General features: G+C 67.3%; 17 protein-coding genes. 8 read left to right on the top strand and 9 right to left on the bottom strand.

Features of this window, described 5'->3' with window-relative positions:
* Nucleotide 1 precedes the first annotated feature (1 nt).
* From mgtA to AC5Y39_RS04100, 4 genes are all read left to right on the top strand, one after another.
* Complete coding sequence (gene mgtA, locus AC5Y39_RS04085) at nt 2-2605, top strand: magnesium-translocating P-type ATPase (protein WP_500015577.1); 2604 nt, start codon at nt 2-4, stop codon at nt 2603-2605.
* A complete protein-coding gene (locus AC5Y39_RS04090; RefSeq protein WP_500014913.1) occupies nt 2602-4896 on the top strand; it encodes a heavy metal translocating P-type ATPase in 2295 nt (764 codons plus the stop codon). Before mgtA ends, AC5Y39_RS04090 begins: the two co-directional genes overlap by 4 nt.
* A gap of 610 nt (nt 4897-5506) precedes the next feature.
* Entirely contained in the window at nt 5507-5872 is a 366-nt protein-coding gene (locus AC5Y39_RS04095; RefSeq protein WP_500014912.1) for an STAS domain-containing protein, read from the top strand.
* Nucleotides 5873-5918: 46 nt separating this feature from the next.
* Nucleotides 5919-6365, top strand: a complete 447-nt coding sequence (locus AC5Y39_RS04100; RefSeq protein ID WP_500014910.1) for an ATP-binding protein — start codon at nt 5919-5921, stop codon at nt 6363-6365.
* Here AC5Y39_RS04100 and AC5Y39_RS04105 read toward each other — a convergent pair.
* From AC5Y39_RS04105 to AC5Y39_RS04135, 7 genes are all read right to left on the bottom strand, one after another.
* On the bottom strand, nt 6312-7679 hold the full coding sequence (locus AC5Y39_RS04105) for a WS/DGAT/MGAT family O-acyltransferase (RefSeq protein WP_500014908.1): 1368 nt from the start codon (nt 7677-7679) through the stop codon (nt 6312-6314). The two genes, AC5Y39_RS04100 and AC5Y39_RS04105, sit on opposite strands and share 54 nt — an antisense overlap.
* A gap of 72 nt (nt 7680-7751) precedes the next feature.
* The gene (locus AC5Y39_RS04110; RefSeq protein ID WP_500014906.1) at nt 7752-9587 is read right to left on the bottom strand and encodes a carboxyl transferase domain-containing protein; all 1836 of its coding nucleotides are present in this window, start codon (nt 9585-9587) and stop codon (nt 7752-7754) included.
* Nucleotides 9584-10408, bottom strand: coding sequence for an NAD-dependent protein deacetylase (locus tag AC5Y39_RS04115; protein ID WP_500015575.1), 825 nt, complete (start codon nt 10406-10408; stop codon nt 9584-9586). The genes AC5Y39_RS04110 and AC5Y39_RS04115 overlap by 4 nt, the downstream gene beginning before the upstream one ends.
* On the bottom strand, nt 10405-11208 hold the full coding sequence (locus tag AC5Y39_RS04120) for an ANTAR domain-containing protein (RefSeq protein ID WP_500014904.1): 804 nt from the start codon (nt 11206-11208) through the stop codon (nt 10405-10407). The genes AC5Y39_RS04115 and AC5Y39_RS04120 overlap by 4 nt, the downstream gene beginning before the upstream one ends.
* Before the next feature lie 3 nt (nt 11209-11211).
* On the bottom strand, nt 11212-11526 hold the full coding sequence (locus AC5Y39_RS04125) for an STAS domain-containing protein (RefSeq protein WP_500014902.1): 315 nt from the start codon (nt 11524-11526) through the stop codon (nt 11212-11214).
* Nucleotides 11523-15665: a SpoIIE family protein phosphatase gene (locus AC5Y39_RS04130; RefSeq protein WP_500014900.1), complete on the bottom strand. Its 4143-nt coding sequence runs from the start codon at nt 15663-15665 to the stop codon at nt 11523-11525. The genes AC5Y39_RS04125 and AC5Y39_RS04130 overlap by 4 nt, the downstream gene beginning before the upstream one ends.
* A gap of 40 nt (nt 15666-15705) precedes the next feature.
* Complete coding sequence (locus AC5Y39_RS04135; RefSeq protein WP_500014899.1) at nt 15706-16245, bottom strand: cysteine hydrolase family protein; 540 nt, start codon at nt 16243-16245, stop codon at nt 15706-15708.
* A gap of 57 nt (nt 16246-16302) precedes the next feature.
* Here AC5Y39_RS04135 and AC5Y39_RS04140 point away from each other — a divergent pair, with 57 nt between their 5' ends.
* Nucleotides 16303-18345 carry an NAD(+) synthase gene (locus AC5Y39_RS04140; RefSeq protein ID WP_500014897.1) on the top strand — a complete coding sequence of 681 codons (2043 nt, stop codon included), beginning with the start codon at nt 16303-16305 and terminating at the stop codon, nt 18343-18345.
* 16 nt (nt 18346-18361) lie between these two features.
* Here the strand turns inward: AC5Y39_RS04140 and AC5Y39_RS04145 are convergent, their stop codons facing one another.
* A complete protein-coding gene (locus AC5Y39_RS04145) occupies nt 18362-19216 on the bottom strand; it encodes a PfkB family carbohydrate kinase (protein ID WP_500014895.1) in 855 nt (284 codons plus the stop codon).
* 23 nt (nt 19217-19239) lie between these two features.
* Here AC5Y39_RS04145 and AC5Y39_RS04150 point away from each other — a divergent pair, with 23 nt between their 5' ends.
* Genes AC5Y39_RS04150 through AC5Y39_RS04160 form a run of 3 tightly spaced genes read left to right on the top strand, consistent with a single transcriptional unit; the run spans nt 19240 to nt 22824 of the window.
* Entirely contained in the window at nt 19240-20481 is a 1242-nt protein-coding gene (locus tag AC5Y39_RS04150; protein WP_500014893.1) for a glutamate-5-semialdehyde dehydrogenase, read from the top strand.
* 10 nt (nt 20482-20491) lie between these two features.
* Nucleotides 20492-21394 (top strand): AAA family ATPase, encoded by a 903-nt coding sequence (locus tag AC5Y39_RS04155; protein ID WP_499911198.1) that lies wholly within the window; start codon nt 20492-20494, stop codon nt 21392-21394.
* Entirely contained in the window at nt 21394-22824 is a 1431-nt protein-coding gene (locus AC5Y39_RS04160; protein WP_500014891.1) for a vWA domain-containing protein, read from the top strand. Before AC5Y39_RS04155 ends, AC5Y39_RS04160 begins: the two co-directional genes overlap by 1 nt.
* A gap of 5 nt (nt 22825-22829) precedes the next feature.
* Here the strand turns inward: AC5Y39_RS04160 and AC5Y39_RS04165 are convergent, their stop codons facing one another.
* On the bottom strand, nt 22830-24926 hold the full coding sequence (locus AC5Y39_RS04165; RefSeq protein WP_500014889.1) for an Ig-like domain-containing protein: 2097 nt from the start codon (nt 24924-24926) through the stop codon (nt 22830-22832).
* Nucleotides 24927-25213 lie beyond the last annotated feature (287 nt).

Below are 25213 nucleotides of genomic sequence, written 5' to 3' on the forward strand. Positions count from 1 at the left end.
GTTGGCAGCCGTCGCCGCTTTGTCGCCGGATGACGTGGCGTCGGCTCAACTCGGCGACGTGCTGGCACGCCTGGGCACTTCCGAAGACGGGTTGTCCACCGAGCAGGCACTGGCCCGCCGTCATCGATTCGGGCCGAATTCCGTACGGACACACCGGGTCAGCGCGGTCGCGGTGCTGGGCCGCCAACTGCGCAACGCGGTCTTGTGGCTGCTCGCCGCAACGGCCGCGGTCTCGTTCTTCCTCGGCGACAGCACCCAAGCAGTCATCATCGGTGTGATTCTCGCGGCGAGCATCGGGCTCGGTTTCGCCAACGAATACCGTGCTGAACGCACCGCGGCGGCCCTTCATTCGGGCGTTCGGCACATTGCCGTGGTGCGCCGTGACGGAAGCTTCGTCAAGCTCGATGTCACCGAGCTGGTGCCCGGCGACGTGATCCAGTTGACGCTGGGTGAGCTGGTCCCAGCGGACGTGCGCCTGATCGAGGCGATCGGGCTCGAGTGTGACGAAAGCATTCTGTCGGGGGAGTCGATCGCCCGCGAGAAGTCGCCCACACCGGTTCCCGCCGGGCAAAGCCTCACCGACATGGCAGATCTGGCATTCATGGGCACAATAGTCAGTGCCGGCGAAGGCAGTGCGGTGGTCTACGCCACCGGTGCCCAGGCCCAATTCGGCCGCCTCGCAGTCGGACTGGGGCAGCGCCAACCCGAAACCGAATTCCAGATCGGCTTGCGTCGGTTCTCCTATCTCTTGCTGAGGGTCGCGCTTGCCTTGACCGTGCTCATTCTGATCACCAATCTGCTGCTGCGGCGGCCGATCATCGACTCGGTGCTGTTCTCGTTGGCCATTGCGGTCGGCATCACGCCGCAACTGCTGCCGGCGGTCGTCAGCACCAGCCTGGCCACCGGCTCTCGCCGGCTCGCGCGGTACAAGGTGCTCGTCAAGCGGCTGGTGTGCATCGAGGACCTCGGCGACATCGACGTATTGATAACGGACAAGACCGGCACGCTCACCGAGGGGCGAATAACGCTGGTCGACGCTGTCGATGCGACCGGCGCCCACGACGACTCGGTGCAACGGTTGGGACTGCTGGCAAGCGACGTCGACCCGGCCGTCGGCGGTGCCACCGCGAACTCGCTTGATGAGGCATTGTGGGAATCGTCTGTCTCGCAACACCTCTCCGTCGCATCGACCCGTCGCGTCGCGCTGCGACCGTTCGACCACGTCCGGCGCTCCACCGCCAGCGTCGTCGACGACGGGGACCGCCGATGGTTGATCGTCAAGGGTGCGCCTGAGCAGGTGCTGGACTTGTGCGTCGCCGCCCCGGCGGCTGCGCAGCGCACTTTGGCGGCGTTGTTCGCCGACGGCCGGCGGGTGGTCGCGGTGGCCAGCAAACCGGCTGCCGGGCTGGCCGCGATCACGCCGGAGGCCGAGACCGGACTGTCGTTGAACGGATTCCTGGTGTTCGCTGACGAACCAAAAGCCGCGGCGCGGGAGTCGCTAACACAATTGGCCTCACTGGGCATCGATGTGAAGATTGCAACCGGCGACAATCCCCAAGTCGCCGAAAAGGTCTGTGCCGAGCTCGGATTGACGTCCAACGGCACGATCACCGGCGTCGAGATGGAACGCTTCGCCGACGACGACTTCGCGCAGGCAGTGGGTGAGAACACGATCTTCGCCCGGATCACCCCCGAGCAGAAGGGCCGGCTGGTGTCGGCAGCGCGGCGTGAAGGCCGATCGGTCGGATTCCTCGGCGACGGGGTGAACGATGCGCTGGCCCTGCATTCCGCCGACGTCGGCATTTCGGTCGACACCGCCACAGACGTCGCCAAGGATGCTGCGGACGTGGTGCTGCTGCAGAAGGACCTGGGCGTGCTGGCCACGGGTGTCGCCGAAGGCCGGCGCATCTTCGCCAACACCATCAAGTACGTGCTGATGGGCACATCCAGCAACTTCGGCAACATGTTCAGCGCGGCGGCCGCTTCCGCGGTGTTGCCGTTTCTGCCGATGTTGCCCAGTCAAATATTGCTGAACAACATGTTGTATGACACGTCGCAGCTGGCCATACCCAGCGACCGCGTCGACGAGGAACAGCTGCACGCGCCCTCGCACTGGAACATCGCATTCATCAGGCGGTTCATGTTGACGTTCGGACCGATCAGCTCGCTGTTCGATTTCATGACGTTCGGACTGTTGCTCGGCGTACTGCACGCCGGCGCCGTCGAATTCCGCACCGGGTGGTTCGTCGAGTCGTTGGCCACGCAAACGTTGATCATTTTCGCCATCCGCACCCGCAGAGTGCCGTTCCTGCGCAGCAGCCCCGGTGCGCTGCTAACCATCAGCACGCTGTCGGTGGTCGCCGCCGGGGTGGGCGTGACGCTGTCCCCATGGGGCGGCCACTTGGGGTTCACGCCGCTGCCGTGGCAGTTCTTCGCGGCGCTGGTGGCGCTGACCGCCGCCTACCTCGTGTTGGTCGAGCTCACCAAATCGGTCTTCTATCTGGAGCCGATGCGGCTACCCGGAACACCGCACCGCACGCGTGGTTACGGACACCGGATCCACCGCCGTGCCGCTCGGTTCAGCCACGCCGGCAGGATCGGATGAACCGCCGAATTGCCGTCGGCATCCTGCTCGCCGTCACCGTCGCGGCGCTGATCGCGGGTGGCGTCGCGTGGCTGCTCGGCACTGCCGACGTCGCCGAGATATCCTGGGCCGCTGGAGCATTGGTGGCCTTGGGGCCTGCCGTGTGGTGGGTGGCCGCCGCACTGCGGCGCGGTCGGCTGGGGGCGGACGTGATCGCGGTGCTGTCGTTGGTGGGCACCCTGCTCGTAGGGGAGTATCTGGCGGGTGCGCTGATCGGTGTCATGCTGGCCACCGGTCAGGCGCTGGAATCTGCCGCCGAGCGGCGGGCTGCCAAAGATCTCCGATCGCTGCTCGAGCGGGCACCCCGGGTGGCGCGTCGCCGCACCGGCGATAGGCTGGAGACCGTACCGCTCGACGACGTGTCGGCAGGCGACATCTTGATCGTCGGGCCCGGCGAAATGGTGCCCGTTGATGCACGCATCGTGTCGGAATGGGTGGTTGTCGACGAATCTGTACTGACCGGCGAATCGGTTCAGGTCGAGTATCGCAAGGGCCAGGCAGTGCGCAGCGGAGCGGTCAACGCCGGCGCGGCCGCGGAGATCTGCGCGACCGCTCGGGCGGCGGAAAGCACCTACGCCGGGATCGTTCGGCTGGCGCAGCAGGCGGCTGCCGAAAGTTCGCCTGTGGTGCGGCTCGCCGACCGCGTCGCCGCCTGGTTCTTGCCGTTGGCGGTCACGGTAGCGGGGTTGGCTTGGCTGATCAGTGGATCAGCGGAGCGGGCGGTAGCGGTGCTTGTGGTCGCTACGCCGTGTCCGCTGCTGCTAGCGGCGCCGGTGGCGATCGTGTCGGGCCTGTCACGGGCATCGCGCATCGGTGTCGTCGTGCGGGACGGAGCGGCTCTGGAAACGCTCGGCAGGGCAACGACATTGGTGCTGGACAAGACCGGCACGGTCACCGCAGGGCGGCCACGCGGCACCGACGTGGTGGCCGCAGCGGGCTGGACTCCGTCTGAGGTGTTGCGGCTGGCCGCCTCGGCGGATCAGGTTTCGCCACACGTGATAGCGAGAGCCATCGTGGACGAGGCGGCTGGACAAGGTCTCTCGCTGAGCATGCCCTCGGACGTCGCCGAGGAGGCGGGAAGGGGAGTTGTCGCTACCGTCGACGGCAGGCGCGTCGCCGTGGGAACACGGCATTTGCCGACGGACTCACCGCAGTGGGCGAGCGCAGCCGAAACCCGTGCCTCGTTCGACGGGGCCGTGATCGCGTGGGTAACAGTCGACGAAACCCTTGTCGGGGCAATAGTTTTCGTGGATCCACTGCGACAGGACGCCCCGCTGACCATCCGTCGGCTGCGGGCTGCGGGGATCACACGTGTGGTCATGCTGACCGGCGACCGTCCGGCGCCAGCGCAGCAGATCGGCGCGGTTCTGGGTCTCGATGAGGTGCGCGCACAGCAGACGCCCGAAGACAAGGTAGCCGGGGTGCGTGCCGAGTGCGAGAAGTCCGTGACTGTCATGGTGGGCGACGGGGTCAACGACGCACCCGCGCTGGCAGCCGCGCACGTCGGGGTCGCAATCGGGGCGCACGGCTCCACGGCCAGTTCCGAAGCCGCGGACATTGTGCTCACCGCCGACCGGATCGACCGGCTCGCCGACGCGATGATGATCGCTCGCCGGTCCCGACGAATCGCCGTGCAGAGTGCCGTTGTGGGGATGGCGTTGTCGCTGGTGGCGATGGGGTTCGCGGCGTTCGGGTACCTGCCGCCGACGGTGGGCGCGCTGTTGCAGGAAGCCATCGACGTGGCCGTGATCCTCAATGCGCTGCGTGCGTTGCGGCGCCGCGACCCCACCGTGCCGAATATCGACGTGACCACCAGGGGCCTGATTCGGCGGTTCTCCTCTGAACACGACACGATGCGACAGGACTTGTCGGTGCTGCGTGACATAGGGCATTTGCTGACCAGTGGCGAGGGGGCGCAGGCGTGGAAGTTGCTGGACCGGGCCGACGACTTCGTGCGCGACACGCTGCTTCCCCACGAGCATGCCGAGGACCGCACGCTATATCCGGCACTGGCCCGGCCGTTGGGCGGGGTAGGGGCCACCGCCACGATGAGCCGGATGCACGGCGAGATCGACCGGTTGGCCGGACGTCTGCATGCGCATCGACAAGCGGCCGACGCGGCCGGTGGAATCCGTGAGGACCAAGTCGACGATCTGCTGGCCTGCCTGTACGGACTGTACGCTTTGCTGTCGCTGCACTTCTCCGTGGAGGAGGAGAGCTACTTCGCGCTGATACCCCCAGCGGGCGCATAGGCTCTCAGGCGCTGTGCCGGCGACGAGTCCGTGTTGATGACGTTCGACCCTATCTCATGCTTGCGTAGCGGCGGAGGATTGGTTTCCGACGGTCCTCAGCGAAGGGGTCATGACTATGAACAGCACTGCGCAGAGCGGCTGGTGGTTTCGGCTGTTTGGTCCGGCCGCGATCAATGACCTCCATCAACAGTCCGACAAACGCCGGAGGTGAGGCTCATGGCAAATTCGCCGCGAAGTGCTGGCGGTTCTGACCCAGATCGCCCCCGAAGTCGACGCCGATGAGATCACCGATGACGAGTTGCTGCGCGACCAGGCGGGCCTTGACCCATGGCCTGGCTCAACTTCTTGATCGGCATCGATAAGACTCTCGGTCGATAGACCCGAATCGGACTCCTCGCCGCTGCGGCCGCTGCGTGACGTCGTAGTCTACGTAACAACCACCGAGACGTGCCGCCGGTTGACCTCGGGTTACGGGACGCGGGCCGGTCCCGGCCGACTTCTGCGTTACCCTGTTTCTAGGTGCGCCATCATCGGTGCAGGCCGAAACACATGAACGTGCAGGTTCAGACCGCAGCCGCGCGAGCGTCCGGGACATCAGGAGAATTCGACTGTGGACGAACAACAGGCAACTAAGACGAGCTGCATTGTCAATGAGGAATGGGTCGGCCGCGTGGCGGTCGTGTCGGCCTCCGGCGTAGTGGACATGCTGACGGCGCCGCAGTTGGAGCGGGCGATTCGCGCGGCTCTCGAGCAGAAGCCGGCCGGGCTGGTGATCGATTTCACTGATATCGATTTCTTGGCCTCCGCCGGCATGGGCGTGCTGGTCGCTGTGCACGACGAAGTCACACCTGACGTCCGGTTTTGCGTGGTCGCAGACGGTCCGGCAACCAGCCGCCCGCTCAAGCTCGTCGGCATCGCCGACCTGATCAAGTTGTACGCCACCCGCGACGAAGCGCTGTCGGCCTTGAGTGCGTAGGAAGCCGGCGTAGAAAGCGACATGATCGGGTAGTCAAGCGTCTGCCATGATCGAATCCGTGTCACGCGCCGACGTCGCTAACGCTGAGTGTTTCGAGCGTGTCGGCGTCACGGCCGATCCCGGAAGCGCTTGTCGCATCCGAGAAGAATTCGCCGGCTGGCTCGAGCGCTATTTCAACCTCGATCCTATTCGCTCCAGCGATTGCGTGCTCGCGATCAACGAAGCGCTGGCCAACGCGGCCGAATTCGCCTACCTCAACAACAATCGGCCCAAGACGATGGACCTACGCGCCCACTACGACGCAGAGGCCGACACGCTGACGGTGACGATCGCTGACCAAGGCGTCTGGCGCCCAGCGGTTTCCAGAGCCCCCAGCAGCTCGCGCGGCCGCGGAATCCCGTTGATGAAAGCGCTGGCGGACGACGTCAGCATCGAGACATCAAGCGCCGGAACGCACGTCCGAATGCAGTGGAACAGCGTCAGCGCCGTCTAAGACGATATTCGCAAGACGGATCACCGCGCGGTCGATACCGCGGGCGAGGTCGTCTACGTCTGAGGCGGTGTCGTAATCGCCGGTGATGCCGAAGGTGAGCTTGTCGGCGTAACTCACGATCGCGATGCCGGTGCGCAGTCCCAGGGCGATCGGCGGAATCGGGAAGAGCCGCACCACCGCGCGTCCCATCACGTGCATCTGATGGCGCGGCCCGGGCACATTCGTTGCCACCGTGACCACACCGCGCTGCGGAAGTCTCGTCATCGCGCGTACGGTCCACGCGGTCAACGGGAACGGAATCAATTTGGCCGCGGACACGAACGCCGCGCCCGCCTGCCGCTGCCCGCTGGACTTGCTGCGTTGCATCCGGCTGTGCACGGTGCGCAGCTGGTCCAGCGGGTCGCACTTCTCGACGGGAAGATAGGGCAGCATCAACGACACCCGGTTGTCGACCTTGCCGATTTCGTCGTTCGACCGCACCGACACCGGCACCAACGTGCGCAGCGACTTCGGTTGCGGTTGCTCGCCCCGATTGAGCAGAACTGCGCGGAACGCGTCTGTGATCGCCGCCAGCGCGACGTCGTTGAGCGTGACCCCGAACGTGTCGGCGATGGTCTTCACCTGGTGAAGCGAGACCTCGACGGCAGCGTAGCGGCGCATCGTAGACACGGGGCCCACAAGTGACGACGTAGGGGCGGGCCGCAGCAATCCGCCCAGGATTTCGATGGTGCCCTCCATCGCCCGGGCGGCACCCGCAATCCATGCCCGGGGATCCAACCTAGGCAGCGCCCGCCGGGGCGCTGACTCCTTAGCTGCGCGGATCTCGGTCGCGTAAGTGTCGTCCTCGCCGCCGTCGTTCATCCCGGCCAGCATGTGCATGGTCGCGATCCCGTCGGCGATGCAGTGGTGCAGCTTCATGATCATCGCCCACCGGTCGTGAGCCAGCCCTTCGACAATCCAGCACTCCCACAGCGGCAGGTCACGGTTGAGTCGGCGCTCCATCACATCGGCGGTGAGCCGAAACAGCGCCGCATCGTCGCCGGGATGCGGCAGCGCGACGCGGTGCAGGTGATGAGCGATGTCAAAGGTTTCCGCCTCGACCCATTCAGGCGCTTCCACGTCGAACGGGTGCGTTCGCAACACCTGACGGAACCGCGGAACCGACTGGACCTTCCCGGTGAGTCCGGAGACCAGGGCTGCGTCGTCCGGGATCGGTCCTTCGAGGACGCTCAGCGACCCGATTGCGAGGCTGACGTGACGGTCGGAGTCTTCGGCTTGTAGAAATCCTGCATCCAGCATCGACAAGTGCTCCATGACATCAACCGTGCCCCGCGCGCGGCCCTTCGCGGAAGGGCCGGAGGTCCCCTGCTCGGAGGTCCTGAGGCATCACCACGTGTCGATCCCGGGCCGCCGATTCGGATTGGCCCAACCATCTGCGGTCGGCGCCGGAGCCGACAGTAGGGTCGCCGCGATGACCGCCCGGGTGTCAGCCGGATCGATCACGTCGTCGATCTCCAAGTGCGCCGCGGTGTTCAACGCACTGCCCTGACGGTACGCAGCGACCAGCAGTTCGTCGTACGTCTTCTGCCGCTGCGCCTCGTCGGCGATCGCGGCCAGCGTGTCGCGCGCTGCGATGCGCACCGCGCCTTCAAGATTCATGCCGCCGAACTCGCCCGTCGGCCACGCGACGGTGGCCGAGGGACTGTGGAAGGCTCCGGCTGTCATCGCCATCGCACCCAGTCCGTACCCCTTGCGCAGCACGATCGTCACCATCGGCACGCTGAGGTGGCCACCGATCACGAACAGCCGAGCAAAGTGGCGCGCCGTGGCCGTCTTCTCCGCCTCCGGCCCGACCATGAATCCCGGTGTGTCGCAAAGAGATACGACGGGAAGGCCGAAGCCGTCGCACAGTGACAGGAACCGGGCCAGCTTGTCGGCGCCGTCGGCGTCGATCGCGCCGCCCAGCACGGCGGGATCGTTGGCAATCACCCCGACGGCGCAGCCCTCGATGCGGGCCAGCGCGGTGACGACGCAGCTTCCGAACCAAGGCCGCAACTCTTGCACCGACCCAACGTCGAACAGCCCGTTCACCACTGCGCGGACGTCATAGGCAGCCTGGCGGTTCTCCGGCACGAGGTGGCGAAGCAGCCGCTGGTCGGCCACCTCGTAATCCTCAACTGCGCCTTGAAAATAAGCGAGGTAGCGTTTCGCGGCGGCCACCGCCTCCGCCTCGTCGGCCACCGCGATGTCCACCACGCCGTTGCGGGTCTGCACGTCGATAGGGCCCACCTCTTCCGGCGTGAAGCTGCCTAGGCCGCCGCCCTCGATCATCACCGGACCGGCCATGCCGATGGTCGCGTCGGCGGTGGCGATGATGACATCGCAGGTGCCCAGCAGTGCCGCGTTGCCGGCGAAACAGCGGCCGGCCACCACCCCGACCAGCGGCACCACCCCGGACAGCGCACCCATCTCGGCGAACGTGGTGTAGTGCAGCCCTGCGACGTTCGGAGCGTCGGTGTCGCCCGGTCGCCCACCGGCACCTTCGGCGAACAGCACCACGGGATAGCGATGCCGGCGGGCCAGCTGCAAAATCCGATCCGTCTTGCGGTGGCCGAAGTGACCCTGCGTGCCCGACAGCACGGTGTAGTCGTAGGCGACGATCGCACACGTGGACCGTTCGGGCGGAAACATCGCGCCGTTCACGCGACCGAGCCCGGTGATCACGCCGTCGGCCGGCGTCGCGTCCTCGAGCTCGGCGACGGGGCGCCGTCCCCGCTGCGCCGCGACGGCCAAGCCGCCGTATTCCACCAGCAGCCCGCCGTCGGTCAGATCGGCGATGTTCTCGCGCGCAGTACGCATGCCGCGGGAGTGGCGGCGCGCCACGGCCTCAGGCCGGTTCTCGTCGAGCAGCTTGCCGCGGCGCCGATACACCTCCGCCAGATCGGGGCGGATTTCGTCGGGATCGGCCTGGCGCGTCGATGCTCCGGCGGCCGCAGGGGAGTCGGCCGGCTCCAGCACCACCACCACGTCGTCCGCGGCGACGATGTCGCCTTGCTTGACGCGGATGTCCTCGACTCGTCCGCTGTGCTGGGCACGCAGCGAGTGATGCATCTTCATCGCCTCGACCACCACCAGTACTGCTCCGGCGGCCACGGTCTGGCCGATCTCGGCGTCGACGGCAATCACCGTGCCGGCCATCGGCGAGCGGATCTGCTCCGTCACGCGACTGCGCCCACGGCCAGCTCGTCGGCAAGCAACGTCAACAGCGGCGAGCATCCGGCGTCCACCTTCACCGTCGCCAGGTCGTCGCCGCGGGTGCAGCCGCGGTTGACGATCGCGATCGGAATGCCTCGCGCGGCGGCATGCCGGACGAACCGGTATCCGGAGAACACGGTCAGCGACGATCCGGCGACCAGCAGCGCATCGGCTTCGTCGACATACAAATATGCTTGCGCCACACGGTCTTTCGGCACGCTCTCGCCGAAGTAGACGATGTCGGGTTTGAGCATGCCGCCACATGCTGGACAGTCGGCGATCACGAACGACGACGTGTCGGCCACGACTGCATCGGCGTCGGGTGCCACCGCCAGCCCGTCGGCGGACGAGTCGAACGCCGGGTTCAGCGCCTCCAGCACCTCGGCGAGATGCGCGCGCGTCATCGTGTGCCCGCAGTCCAGACACACCACTTGCGCGTAGGTGCCGTGGAGGTTGACCACTGTGCGGCTGCCTGCCTTCGTGTGCAGAAGATCCACGTTTTGAGTGATCACTGCGGTGACGACGCCGGCGCGCTCCAGTGTGGCCAGCGCGCGATGACCGGCATTGGGAGCTGTCCGGTCCATGTGCCGCCAGCCGACGTGATTGCGGGCCCAATACCGTTGTCGGAACTCTGGATCCGACCTGAACTGCTGAATTGTCATGGGATTTCTGGGCGGCGAGTCCGGCCCTCGGTAATCGGGGATGCCCGAATCGGTGGAGAGCCCCGCACCCGTCAGCACCGCGATCCGGCGTCCCCGCAACGCCGCCAAGAGCTCCGGTGCGTTCACGGCACCGGCCGGGCCGGGCGGCAGAGCGCCGCCCACGTCATCTCAGCGGCATGGCGCGTGCGCCGGTCGGGGACGATCGGCGCACTGAACCCGGGCTGCTCGGCGGGTGCGCCGCTGATGTGCTCGACGAGCGCGACCGCCAGCCCGCGGACCTTCACGTTGAAGTCCTGGCTCGCGCGGCGCAGAACGTTCCAGGCCTGGTCGGCGTCACACCCCATGCAGCCCATGATCGCGCCCTTGGCCTGTTCGATCACCCCGCGGGACTGCAGGATGGCCAGCATGTCCTCGATGCCGGCGGCGTTCTCGGCGGCGTTGGTCACAAACGCAGCGTTGACCAGGCGTTCGTAGCTGATCAGCGTCGCTACCGTCGCCGCCGTCGCCGGCTGGTCGAGAAGACACGAGATCACGATGTTGCCGCCGTCTTCCCACAACCCCGGAACCACCGCGGCGCCGCGAACCCGCTCCCAGGTCTCGCGGTCCTGCGGCGCCCGCATCGTCATCGCCTCCAGTGTCAGCTCCGGCCAGCGGTCGTCCGTCCACAGATCGAGGCTGAGCACCGGTACCTCGTACCGAAGCGCATCGGCCAGCGGGCCGCCGAGGCCGGAAAGCTGCGCGCTGACGACGTCGGACCCCCCGCCGGAGGCCGCCGCCACCACCGGCCCGTCGCTGTAGCGCCTGCCGTGCACGGTGATGGCCAGCCCGATCGCGTCGGGGATGTCGCGGTGCACCCGGTCCAGAATGCGATGCAGCAACGCGAACAGCTGGGGGTACTTGCGCGGGTGGAATTCGGCGCCGGACATCGGCTACTCGGCAGCCGTGGTGACGGTGGCGACGCGATCGAGGCCCGATACCGACAGCAGGGTCTTGATCGGACCGGTCGCACGGACGATAAGCCCGAGCTCGGTGTTGGCCGCGACGGTGAACAGCGCGCGCACCGCGGCGCTGTCGCAGTAGGACACCTGGGACAGGTCCACGGTGATCGCAGAGGAGTCGGCGGCGGCCTTGGCCAGCACGTCCTCGAACTGGTTGACGTTGGCGAGGTCGATGTCACCGGTCGCGACGACGACGGGCGGCTGTCCGTTGGCGCTGACCGCCAGCCGAAATTGCCCCTTGGTCATGAGTGCAGCTCCTTGAGCATCCTCACGGTTGTGCCGTGTCCCGTCTGCGTGATCTCGACGGTGTCGACGAAAGCGTTCATCAGCGCGATGCCGTGTCCGCGGTGACCCTGCGATGCGGGCGGCGGCTCGTGCCAGTACCCGTCGTCGGCGACGGTCAGCGCCAGATGGGCGTCTGACAGCTGTGCGGTGACGGTCAGCTGAACCTGATGATCCGCCGCCCGGCCCGCATGTTCGGTGGCGTTCGCCGCGGCTTCTCCCACAGCCAGCAGAACCTCCTCAGCGGTGTCGGCGTTGACAGCCGCGGCGGGCAGCCAGCGGCGCAGGTGGTCGCGGATAGTGGCCAGGCTCGCCGGTTGCGCCGGAGACCGTAGACGCAGCGATGCCGGCGGGTGCCGGTACAGCAGCACGGCCACGTCGTCGTCGAACCCGCCTGGCGGCGCGAGGTCGGTAACCACATGATCGGCGACGAAGTCGGGGTGGCTGTGCCGGTAGCGATTCAGCGCAGTAGCCGCCCGATCGATACCCACCTGCAGTGACTCGTGCCTGCGCTCGATAAGTCCGTCGGTGTAGAGGAGAAGCGTCGCACCCGGCAGCAGCGAAAGCTCGGCCTCCGGGCGTGACCACACCGTCTCGGTGGCGGCCAGCGGCACCGATTGCGCGTGGTCGAGCAGCTGGGAGCCGGTGCGGTCCACAAGCACCGGCGGCGGATGGCCGGCACTGCTGTAGCACACGGTCGCATTCGTCGGGTCGATCACCGCGCAGAACACCGTGGTGCAGCGGGCCGCCGGAAGCCGGCGGGCGAAGCTGTCCAGGTCGCTGAGCGCCTGCGCGGGTCGAGGCGTGCGCAGCAGCAGCGCCTGCGCCGCCGACCGCAGCTGACCCATCACGGCAGCGGCGGGCAACCCGCGGCCGACTGAATCGCCGACGACCAGCCCGATGCGGTTCTCGTCGAGCGTGATCACGTCGTACCAGTCGCCGCCGACCTCCAACGGCTCGACCGCCGGGGTGTAGCGCACGGCAAACCCGTGCGGCAGCTGCGTCGGCCCGAGGATCGCGTGCTGCAACGTGAGGGCCACGGCGCGGGTCTGCTCGTATTCGCGCGCGGTGATCAAAGCTTGAGCCAGGTGAGCTGTCAGCAGGTCGAACAAGGCGCGATGCTCGGGGCGGATGTCACGCGCCGCGCCGAACTCCACGGCAATTGCCGCCGAGCTGCTGCTGCCGAGTGGGGCGGCGAGGAGCACGGTGTCGTGGTCACCGGAAACGATGGTCGCGGCCGAAGGTTGCCGGCGCCGTGCGCTCTCCAGCACGCCTAGCGTTGCCCGCTCGGCCTGCGCGTCCGGCCAGCCGAGCACCGCCGGCCGGTCGATGCCGCGGCTCCACTGCGCCGCCAGTACCCGGCGCGCGGCCAACTCGGTGCCCAGCTGCTTGGCCGCCACCCTGAGCAGTTCGGTGGACGACTCCACTCCGGCGATCGCGGCGGCGAAGCGCGAAAGCGCCGCGTCTCGCCGGCTTTTCAGCCATTCGTCGGTGACGTCGCGTGCGGTGCCGACGAACAGCCGCTCGGTGGTGTGCGGGTCGCCGACGCTGCCCGCGGAGCAGGCGACCCACACCGTGTGGCCGTCTTTGTGCCGGAACGGCAGCATGAAGTGGCCGCGGCCGTCGCGCTGGCATTGTTCGAACGCCGTCGCGTTGGCGGTCCAGCCGGCCGGGTCAGCGTCCTGCGGTGGCACCCACGGCTGCGGCCACGGGTACGGCAGGTCTGCGGCGTCATAGCCGGTGAGCGCGAAGAACGCGTGGTTGGCCTCGACGATGGTTCCGTTGTCGTCGCACAGGAAGAAGCCCTCCTGCATGGAATCGATCAGTGTGCGCAGAAACGCCGACTCGCGGTTGCGCAGCCGGGCCATCTCGAGGTTGGACCGGACGCGGGCCAGCAGCTCGGCCGTCGAGAACGGCTTCGGCAAATAGTCGTCGGCGCCTGCGGCCAGACCCCCGACGGCGGCCTCCTCGCCAGCACGGGCCGACAGGAACACCACCGGCAGCGACGCCGTTCGCGGATCGGCGCGCAGGGCCGACAGCAGCCCGAACCCGTCCATCCGCGGCATCATCACGTCGGTCAACACCAGGTCGGGGCGATGAGCGCGGGCAACCTCGAGGCCCTCGGCGCCGTCGACGGCCTGCAGCACGCGCCAGTGCGGCGAGAGCACCTTGGTGATGAACGTGCGCATGTCGGCGTTGTCCTCGACCACCAGCACCGTGGCGTCTGCATCGGCCTTGTCAGCGTCGGCGGGTTGTGGGCTGTCACCGGACCATTGCAGCGCCTCGTCGACGTAGGCGCGCGCCAGCCGCGGTGACGAGTCGGTGACGGCGGCGTCGGACGCCACCGGATAGGGCAGTGTGACCGTGAACGTGCTGCCCTGGTCTTCGCGGGAGTCGACGTCGACCGTGCCGGCATGCAGCCGCACGAGTTCAGCCACCAGCGCCAACCCGATGCCTGCGCCTTCGTGGCTGCGTCCGGTGCGCCCACGGATCCGGTGGAACCGTTCGAACAGCCGCGGCAGCTCGTCGGCCGGGATACCGATCCCGGTGTCGTGGACCGACAGCACCACGCGGCCGTCGTCGTGGCGCAGCCGCACCTCGATGTGACCGGCCAGCGTGTACTTGACTGCGTTCGAGAGGAGGTTCAGGACGATCTTCTCCCACATGGCGACGTCCACCGGGAACGGTCGCGGCAGCGGCTCGATCTCCGCCCGCAAGTCCAGACCGGCCCGGGCCACCGCCGGCGCGAACGACGCGACAAGTTCGCGGGTGGCGGCCGCGAGGTCCACAGGCTCCAACTCGGGCTGGCGCTGATCGGCCTCGATCCGCGACAGGTCCAGCAGGTCGTCGACCAGGTGGCGCAACCGGCCGGCGTTGCGTCGGATCACTTCCAGGCGCTCGCGCTGTGTGCCGGTGAGCGGCTGGTCGACGTCGGCGAGACCATCCTCGGCGGGACCGGCGATCAGCGTGAGCGGGGTGCGCAGCTCATGGCTGACGTTGGCGAAGAACTCGCTTCTGGCGCGGTCGAGTTCGGTCAGCGCCTCGGCGCGGCGGCGTGCTGTTTCGTATGCCTGCGCGTCGACGATCGCCCGGCTGATCTGTGCGGTGGCCAGATCGAAGAAGCCGCGGAAGTCGTCGTCGAGGCGGCGGTACGGCGTCACGCCCGCCACCATGACGATCGCCGGCATGTCGTCGCCGCCGGCCTGCACCGGCAGGATCAGCGCGATCTCCGGCGGCGCGTCACCCACCGGGCTGGCACCGGGTGTCATCGCCGTCGCCCACGATTCGGGCACGGTGTCCAAAACCGTAGAGGCTCCGGTGTTGACGATGTCGCGCAACACCAGCCCGGCGGTCGATTCGTGCACCGCGGCCGACAGCACCGATTCGTCGGCGATGCCCATGGAACTGACCAAGTGTGCCACCGGGTCGCCGGGATGCAGCATGTATATCGCGGCGAACGGGATGTCCGCGCGGTCGCCGGCCAGCGCCTCCATGGCCGCCGCGCAGACGTTTTCCACGGACGCCGCGCCTTTGGTCGACGCCATGGCGGTCTTCTCACCGAGCGTCCGCAGCGTGCGCAGCCGCCGGTCCGACAGCACCCGCTGCGTCGTCTCGGTGACCGCGGTGAATACTCCGGCGACCGTGCCGAGCTCGTTGCGGATCGCGCTGTAGGAGTAGGTGAAATACGACTCTTCGAGATGGCCGAAGCGCATCGGGGCCAGCAGTTGGTCGTCGGAGAAGATGGCCTGTCCCGTGGCAAGAACGCTGTGCAGTTGGGCGCCGATGATGTGCCACAGTTCAGGCCACACCCGCATCCCTGGCAGACCCAGCGCCGGATGCTTCTCGGGCCCGAGGATCGGCACCCACGCGTCGTTGTACAGCAGTACAAGGTCGGGGCCCCACCAGATCACCATCGGATACCGCGAGCTCAGACAGATCCCGACCGCGGTCTTGAGGCTCTGCGGCCACTTCGCTGCGGGCCCGAGAGGACTTGCCGCCCAGTCGAACGCACGCATGCGCGCCGCCATCTCGCCGTCGCCGACGAATGGCAGCACCTGTGTGGTGCGATGACCGCCCGGATCGGTGCCGGGACCGTGCGTCACTACCTCCTCATACCACGTCGGAGGCGCCGACGCCGGAGAACTATTCGAGGCAGTCGGCTACGGTGACGATTTCCGCGCTCATGTTTTGCGCCATCATCCGCAGGGCGGCCTCGCCGAGTTCGCTGTCGATGTGCGCGACGGCGTCTTCAGGTACGACCACGGAGAAATGGCGCAAGTAGGCGTCGAGCGCGCTGTAGAGAATGCACTGCTCGGTCACCTGACCGGTGAGGATCACCCGATCGATGTCGAGGCCGCCGAGAAGATATTCCAGCGGAGTGGAGTAGAACGCGCTGTGGCGCACCTTGGTCAAAAACCGGCACCCCGGGTCAGGTGCGATTGGCTTGACCAGGTCGGGCTGCTTTCCCTCCAGCGCGGACTGGACGATGTCGCGCTGGGTGGCGGTGAAGTCACCGTAGTTGTCGTTGACGTAGATCAGGTCGATGTCCTCGCGCTCACGGACTCGCGAGATCAGCTCGGCGAGCGGATCGATCACCTTTTCCACGTTCGGCGTCAGCTTCTCCGCATCCGCATGCTCGTAGGTGTTCATCATGTCGATCACGAGCAGGGCGGTGTTGGTCATGCCATCTGCTTACCCAGTCGTGGGTTATCCGCGCACGGTTGGGGGCAACAATGGGTCATGGACTTCTACTCGGCGTACCGGCACGGGTTCGTCCGCGTGGCCGCCTGCACCATCAGCACTGCGATCGCGGACCCGGCCGCCAACGCGGAGTCGGTGCTACAGATGGCTCGGGAATGTCACGACGAGGCCGTCGCGCTGGCGGTCTTCCCGGAACTGACCCTGTGCGGGTACTCGATCGAGGACATCCTGCTGCAGGACGCGCTGCTGGACGCGGTCGAGGACGCGCTGGCCGCGGTGGTGGACGCGTCGTCGGAGTTGCTGCCAATGCTCGTGGTGGGCGCACCGCTGCGCTACCGCAACCGGGTCTACAACACCGCGGTCGTGGTTCACCGCGGCCGGGTGCTGGGTGTGGTGCCCAAGTCGTATCTGCCGACGTACCGGGAGTTCTACGAGCGTCGCCAATTGGCGCCGGGTGACGACGTGCGCGGCGTCATCCGGGTGGGCGGCGCTGAGGTGCCGTTCGGCCCCGACCTGTTGTTCGCGGCGTCCGACGTGCCCGGCTTCGTGGTCCACGTCGAGGTGTGCGAGGACATGTTCGTGCCGGTGCCGCCGAGCGCTCAGGCCGCGCTGGCCGGTGCGACCGTGCTGACCAACCTGTCCGGCAGCCCGATCACGATCGCACGCGCCGAAGACCGCTGCCTGCTTGCGCGTTCGGCGTCGGCGCGCTGCTTGGCCGCGTACGTCTACGCCGCGGCGGGGCAAGGGGAATCCAGCACTGACCTGGCGTGGGACGGGCAGACCATGATCTGGGAGAACGGTCGGCTGCTGGCCGACACCGAGCGCTTCCCCAAGGGGCCGCAGCACTCGGTCGCCGACGTCGACCTGGAGCTGTTGCGCAACGAGCGCCTGCGCATGGGCACGTTCGACGACAACCGGCGGCACCATGCGACGGTGTCAGATGCGTTCCGCCGCTTGGAATTTCGGCTCGACCCGCCGGGCGGTGACATCGGCCTGCGCAGGCGCGTCGAGCGGTTCCCGTTCGTGCCGTCGAATGCCGAACGGCTGGAACAGGATTGCTACGAGGGCTACAACATCCAGGTGGCGGGCTTGGAGCAGCGGCTGCGTGCGCTCGACTACCCCAAGGTAGTGATCGGCGTGTCGGGCGGCCTGGACTCGACGCACGCGCTGATCGTCGCCGCCCGGGCGATGGACCGCGAAAACCGGCCGCGCAGTGACATTCTCGCGTTCACGCTGCCGGGCTTCGCCACCGGTGACCGCACGAAGAACAATGCGATTCGGCTGTGTCGTGCACTGGGGGTGACGTTCGAGGAAATCGACATCCGGGGGACGGCCGAGCAGATGCTCAAGGAGATGGACCATCCGTTCGCACGCGGCGAAAAAATCTACGACGTCACATTCGAGAACGTGCAGGCCGGTCTGCGCACCGACTACCTGTTCCGGCTCGCCAACCAGCGCGGCGGCATCGTGCTGGGCACCGGCGACCTGTCGGAGCTGGCACTAGGGTGGTGCACGTACGGTGTGGGCGACCAGATGTCGCACTACAACGTCAACGGCGGTGTGCCGAAGACGTTGATACAGCACCTGATTCGCTGGGTGATCTCGTCGGGACAGTTCGACACCGAGGTGTGCGACGTGTTGCAGTCGGTGCTCGACACTGAGATCAGTCCGGAGCTGGTGCCCAGCGGCGAGGAAGAGGAACTGCAAAGCACCGAGGACAAGGTGGGACCGTACTCGCTGCAGGACTTTTCATTGTTTCAGGTGCTGCGGTACGGCTTTCGGCCGTCGAAGATCGCCTTCCTCGCGTACCACGCGTGGAGCGATCCCGAGCGGGGCGACTGGCCACCCGGCTTCCCGCCGGACAAGCGGCCGTCGTACTCGCTCAAGGAGATTCGGCACTGGCTGCAGGTGTTCTGTGAACGGTTCTATTCGTTCAGCCAATTCAAGCGTTCGGCGCTGCCGAACGGCCCGAAGGTGTCTCATGGCGGGTCGTTGTCGCCGCGCGGTGACTGGCGCGCGCCGTCGGACATGTCAGCGCGCACCTGGCTCGACGAGATCGAACGCGAAGTCCCAGAGGACTAGCTTCTTCGCGACGAGCTCAGTTCACCGCGTCGTCGATGGCCTCAGCGGACGGCGCGCAGTCGCCCGCACCGGGCACCAACGTCGCGAGCGCACCCGCCGCGCAGGCCCGTTGCAGAGCACGGTCACGGCCCGCCGCCCAGTCCGCGGCCAGCACACCCGCGAACACATCGCCCGCCCCGGTGGTGTCGACCGGCTCGACGGATGGCGCGGAGACGTCGACCTGCGTCCCGGCGGCGACGTGGCGTGCGCCGCGTGCGCCACGGGTGATCACCAGATGAGGCACCGGCCATAGCCATGCGCGGGCTTCGGACTCGTTGACGACGACCACGTCGGCGAGCGTGGCCAGCTCCGCCATCGCCGGCGACGTGCTGGGCGGCGACGCGTTGACGATCACCGTGGCCCCTGCCGAGCGAGCGATGCGGGCCGCCGCCAGAGCCGTCGCGCTCGGAATCTCCAGCTGCACCAGGACCACGTCGGCGTTGGCGACGACGTCGCGCATCTCTGCAGAGTCCAGCACCAGGTGGGCGTTGGCGCCGGGGGCGACGACGATCATGTTCTCCGCGTCGGCGCCGACGGTGATCGCGGCCGTGCCGCTGGGCCCGGGCACCGTGATCAGCCCGTCGGTGCGCACGCCGTTGTCGCGCAGGTGGTCCAGCAGCACCGCGCCCGCAGCGTCGGTGCCCACCGCGCCGACGAATTGCACGTCGGCACCCGCGCGGGCCGCGGCCACGGCCACGGCCTGATTGGCGCCCTTGCCGCCCGGGGCGGACGCCAACGCCGACGCCAGCACGGTTTCGCCTGGCCGAGGTAGCTGATCGACAGTGAACGTCAGATCGGTGTTGATGCTGCCGACCACGCACAGGCGGGTCACGGCAGCCAGGTTAACCTGGATCAATGACTGTGCAGGCAGAAACACTGCGCGACCTGCGCCAGCATGTTCACGACGCGGCCCGGCGCGCGCGGGTCGCCTCTCGCGTGCTGGCCACCCTGTCCACCGCTGACAAGGACCGGGCGCTGCACGCCGCGGCCGACGCGCTGCTGTCGCACATGCATCAGATCCTGGCGGCCAACGCCGAGGACCTCGAAACGGCGCGGGCCGCGGGCACTTCGGAGGCGCTGCTGGACCGGCTGGCGCTGAACCCGCAGCGCGTCGACGGCATCGCGGCCGGCCTGCGACAGGTCGCTGGTCTGCCCGACCCGATCGGTGAGGTGCTGCGCGGGCGCACCCTGCCCAACGGGCTGCAACTGCGCCAGCAGCGCGTGCCGTTCGGGGTGGTCGGCATCGTCTACGAGAGCCGGCCCAATGTGACCGTCGACGCGTTTGGCCTGACGCTGAAGTCCGGTAACGCGGTGCTGCTGCGTGGTAGCTCGTCGGCGTCGCACTCCAACACCGCGCTGGTGAACATCCTGCGCGCTGCGCTGGCCACGGAAAATCTGCCCGCTGATGCCGTGCAATTGTTGTCCGCCGAGGACAGGTCCACCGTGACGCATCTGATTCAGGCCCGCGGGCTGGTCGACGTCGTGATTCCGCGTGGCGGCGCCGGATTGATCGACGCGGTGGTGCGTGATGCGCAAGTGCCCACCATCGAGACAGGCGTCGGCAACTGCCACGTGTACGTCCACGAGGCCGCCGATCTCGACGTCGCGGAACGAATCCTGTTGAACGCCAAGACCCGTCGGCCCAGCGTCTGCAATGCTGCGGAGACGCTCCTGGTGGATGCGGCGATCGCGGACACTGCGCTGCCCCGGCTCACCGGCGCATTGCAAGCGGCCGGCGTGTCCGTCCACTCCGGTGAGGACGACTTGCGGCGGGAATACTTGTCGATGGACATCGCGGTGGCGGTGGTCGACGGCTTGGAGGCTGCGATCGGGCACGTCAACGAGTACGGCACCGGCCACACCGAGGCCATCGTCACGCGGGATCTGGCTGCGGCCCAACGGTTCACCGAGGAAGTCGACGCCGCCGCGGTGATGGTGAACGCCTCGACCGCGTTCACCGACGGCGAGCAGTTCGGCTTCGGTGCCGAGATCGGCATCTCGACGCAGAAGCTGCACGCGCGCGGTCCGATGGGCTTGCCCGAACTGACCTCGACCAAATGGATCGTGTGGGGCGACGGTCAAACCCGCCCCGCCTGACAGGAGAAGAATGAGCGTCCCAGCGCGGCCCGCGCCGCTGTTCGCCGACATCGACGACGTGGCACGTCGGCTCGCCGAGACCGGGTATCTGCCCGATACCGCAACCGCCACAGCGGTTTTCCTCGCCGACCGGCTGGGCAAGCCATTGCTGGTGGAGGGACCGGCAGGGGTCGGCAAGACCGAACTGGCCCGCGCCGTCGCGCAAGCCACCGGCTCCGGGCTGGTTCGGCTGCAGTGCTACGAGGGCGTCGACGAATCTCGGGCGCTGTACGAGTGGAACCACGCCAAGCAGATCTTGCGCATCCAGGCGGGCCGTGATGGGATTGCCGGCTCAGCCGGCGGTGGCGATTGGGAGCACACCAAGACCGACGTGTTCTCCGAGGAGTTCCTGCTGTCGCGTCCGCTGCTGACCGCGATCCGGCGCACCGAGCCGACGGTGCTGCTGGTCGACGAGACCGATAAGGCCGACATCGAAATCGAAGGTCTGCTGCTGGAGGTGTTGTCCGACTTCGCGGTCACCGTCCCGGAACTGGGCACCATCGTCGCCGAGCGGCCGCCGTTCGTCGTGCTGACCTCCAACGCCACCCGCGAGCTGTCCGAAGCGCTCAAGCGTCGATGCCTGTTCTTGCACATCGACTTCCCCGACCCCGATCTCGAGCGGAGGATCCTGTTGTCGCGGGTTCCCGAGCTTCCGGAACATCTCGCCGAGGAGCTGGTGCGCATCATCGGGGTGATGCGCGGCATGCAGCTGAAGAAGTTGCCGTCGGTGGCCGAGACCATCGACTGGGGCCGCACGCTGCTGGCACTGGGACTGGACACCATCGACGACGCGACCATCGCGTCGACGCTGGGCGTGGTGCTCAAGCACCAGTCCGATCTGAACCGCGCGGCGGGGGAGTTGAGGCTGAACTGATGGCCGCTCGCCGGACTCGCCCGCCGCAGCCGCTCGCGCCGCACGGCATCCCCGGCCATCTCGTCGGGTTCGTCGAAGCTCTTCGGGCCCAAGGCATTTCGGTCGGCCCGTCGGAGACGGTGGATGCCGGCCGGGTGATGAGCGTGCTGGGGCTGGGTGACCGCGAGGCGCTTCGTGAGGGCATCGCGTGCGCGGTGCTGCGCCGGCCGGATCACCGCGACACCTATGACGCGATGTTCGACCTGTGGTTCCCGGCGGCGCTGGGCACCCGTGCGGCGGTCGTTGTCGAAGACGACGACGCGGCGTCACCTGACGACATCGACGAGTTGCGGGCGCAGCTCGTCGAACTGCTCAAGGGCACCGAAGATCCGGAAGACCGCGACGAGCGGATGGCGGCGCTCGTCGCGCACATCGTCGAGGCGTACGGCCGGTACACGTCCAGCCGCGGGCCGTCGTACTCGTCGTATCAGGCGTTCAAGGCGATGGCGCTGGACCAATTGGAGGGCCGGCTGCTGGCCGGGCTGCTCGCGCCGTACGGCGAAGAACCGAGTCCCTCACAGGAGCAGATCGCCAAAGCCATAGCGTCACAGCGGATCTCGCGATTACGCAAGATGGTGGAAGCCGAGACCAAGCGGCGCACCGCCGAGCAGCTGGGTCGCGACCACGTGGCGATGTACGGCATTCCGCAGTTGTCGGAGAACGTCGAGTTCCTGCGTGCGTCCGGCGAGCAGCTGCGCCAGATGCGACGTGTGGTTGCGCCGCTGGCGCGGACTCTGGCCACCCGGCTGGCGGCGCGGCGTCGTCGCGCCCGAGCCGGTGAGATCTATCTGCGCAAGACGCTGCGCAAGTCGATGAACACCGGTGGTGTGCCGATCGACGTGGTGTTGCGCAAGCCGCGTCCGGCGCGTCCGGAACTCGTGGTGCTGTGTGACGTGTCGGGCTCGGTGGCGGGCTTCAGCCACTTCACGCTGCTGCTCGTTCACGCTCTGCGGCAACAGTTTTCGCGGGTGCGGGTGTTCGCATTCATCGATACCACCGACGAGGTGACTCACCTGTTCGGTCCCGACGCGGATCTCGCGATGGCGGTGCAGCAGATCACCCGGGAGTCGGGCGTCTACACGCGCGACGGGCACAGCGACTACGGCCACGCGTTCACATCGTTCACCGAGAAGTACCCGACGGTGCTGTCGCCGCGCAGCTCGTTGCTGGTGCTGGGCGATGGACGCAACAACTACCGGAATCCCGAGGTCGACGTGCTGCACCGGATGGTGACCGAGAGCCGGCACGCGCACTGGCTGAACCCAGAGCCGCGGCACCTGTGGGGCAGCGGCGATTCCGCGGTGCCGCGCTATCAGGACGTGATCCCGATGCACGAGTGCCGCAACGCCAAGCAGCTTGCCGAGGTCATCGACGGGCTGCTGCCGGTGTGAGGCTGCTACGCGACGTCTTGCACGTCTTGCTGCGCTGACGACGCTGCCGGGACACCCATGGTGTAGCCGAGGTCTTCGAGGATCCCGATCTCGACGGCGCTAAGGGTGCGCACACCCAGTCCTTTGGGCGTCGCGGAGTTCATCAGCTTCATGGCGTTGGCGGCGTTGGAGTCTTTGTTGGTGAATGTGTCGTCGTCCAGGTGCGATATGGAGCTGCCCGCCGAGAACGGTTTCGGTGTGTAGAGCCGGACTGGTCCGCCATACGCGGCTTCGGCGTTTTGTCCGGCGAAGTAGAGCCCGCCGTTGGCGCCCTCCAAGTTCGGATCGAAAGTGGAGTTCCACTTGTAATCAGTGTTGTCGATCGCCCGATTACCGGTCTGGTTCGAAATGTACTGGTCGAAGATATTCCACGTCTGGCCGGTGTTCTCTCCGGGCTCCGATACCTTCGATGCGAATCCGAAGGTGTGCAACATTTCGTGCATCGCCGTGGACACGAAATCGTACTGAGTCCGTTTGACTGTGTCACCCATGCCCCAGCGGTACGCGAAGTTGAAATCGATTTCGCCGTCGGGAGCGGAGCCATTGGCGTCCACGCCGGTGGTGATCTTGTTCTGGACGACGGTGTCGTAGAAGCCGGGGGCTTCGCGGACCGGCGGGCTCAAGGCGGAGGCAAGCTCCGAGCAGTCCGCGAAGTCGCACTTGGTCCTGCGAATGTATTTCAGCCAGTAGCTGCCTGTGACGTCGTAGTTGAGCGTCACCGGCGACGTCACCGTGAAGTAGGTCGAAAGCACTTTGGCCGCGTATTCCAATTCCGTTCTCGCCTGCGGAGTCCAGTACTTCGCGCCTTTTCCGTAGGTGAACGAGTAATCGAGCTGGTGCAGGTCCGGCCCTTGCTGGATGCCGACGTTCGCCTCGACGGTGTGGGATTGCTTCAGGTTGGCCAGGTTCACGTGAGACCGCGTGTCGGTGGCCGAAACGGTGAACACATCGGTGCCGTCGAAGCCGGAGCCCGGGGTGTAGGTGAAGGTCCCGTCAGGGTTGATCGCCACGGTGCCGTGCAGTGGTTTGTGGACGATGCGGTACTTGAGCGGGTCGTTTTCGGCGTCGGCCGCACCGAGAGTGCCCGTGATCGGACCGCTGACCTGGCCGGTGGTCTGCACCGGCTTGAGGGCGGGTGCCTGGTTGTAGAAGCTACGCCGGATCCACAGGTAGGCACCTTGCAAGACATCGGAGATCGGGTTGGACGGCGCCCCGGTCACAGCGGTGGTGATCGAAGCCACGAGGTCACGGATCGACGTTGCCAGGCCGGGTTTCGCCGGCGCCAGCGCGGTCGCAACTGATACCGGCGTGGTCGCGGGCTGGCCCACTTCGGTTGCCGCAGTTGCCGTGTCGGACGCAATTGCGGCCTTCGTGTCGGTTCCCGCGCTGGCCAGGGCGGTGCCAACGTCGACACTGCGCAGGGCACTCGTCGTGGACTTGCCGGTCGCCGGTGCGGTCTTCGTCGCGGGCGAGGACGGCAGGGTCAGCCGCCGGAAGTGCGGAACGGCAGCTGTTTTCGCCGCGCTTCGGCGCAGCGTGTCCGTGTTCAGGGCGCCGCTCTGTGCGTTCTGCACAGTCGTTGCATCACCGGGCTGGGTCGTGACCTCTGGCGCGGTGCCGGTTTCCGGGGTACCGGAGGCGGCCGAGGCTGCGGGCTCAGCGCCCGCCGCGCCGGTGGATGACGTGGCCGGCGTCGAAGCCGTCGCGTCGCGCTGCGGCGTCGCCTGATTGTCGGCGATACCGGTCTGCGCTGGCTGGTCGCCGGTCTTGGGCGGCTTGCTCTTCTTGGTGGTCGACGACGGGAGCGTGCCGATGCCGGGCAACTTGTCGCTGCGGGCCCACGACGACGAAGGCTTGGTCTTCGTGGCCGGATCCACCTTGGCGGGGGCGGTCGGCGCCTTGGCGCCTGCCGACGGTGACGACTTGGTGTTCGTGTCGCTGCCGGAAGGCTTGGCCGCGCCGCCGGTGGACGAGGAGGTCGAGTCCGCTGAGGCGGTGCCGTCCGCGGAGGCTATCGCTGTCGCGTTGACGAAGGCGGCGCAGACGCCGAGCACCACGGCCATGGCGCCGAGCCACCTTCGAGCCTGGACACAACGTGAATTCGCTCCCCCGTGCTCGGCTTTCACCGCAGCCTCCTCATCCCGAACCGCAAGACGGGCACATTCTTAACAGAACGCCGAACGCAATCGGGTGACTTTTCGATTGAATTCGTTTCTGATTGTTGTCGACAGCAAAGAGTATTTCGGGTTTTTCGGCAGCTTGCGGTCTCGAAGGGGAGAGGCGGCCGGCATTGAATTGGTTCGGCCCGAAACTCGGCGTGTGCTCGGCACGCTATTCCGTTACGCAATTT

The sequence above is a fragment of the Mycobacterium sp. NGS39 genome (genome assembly GCF_059812765.1).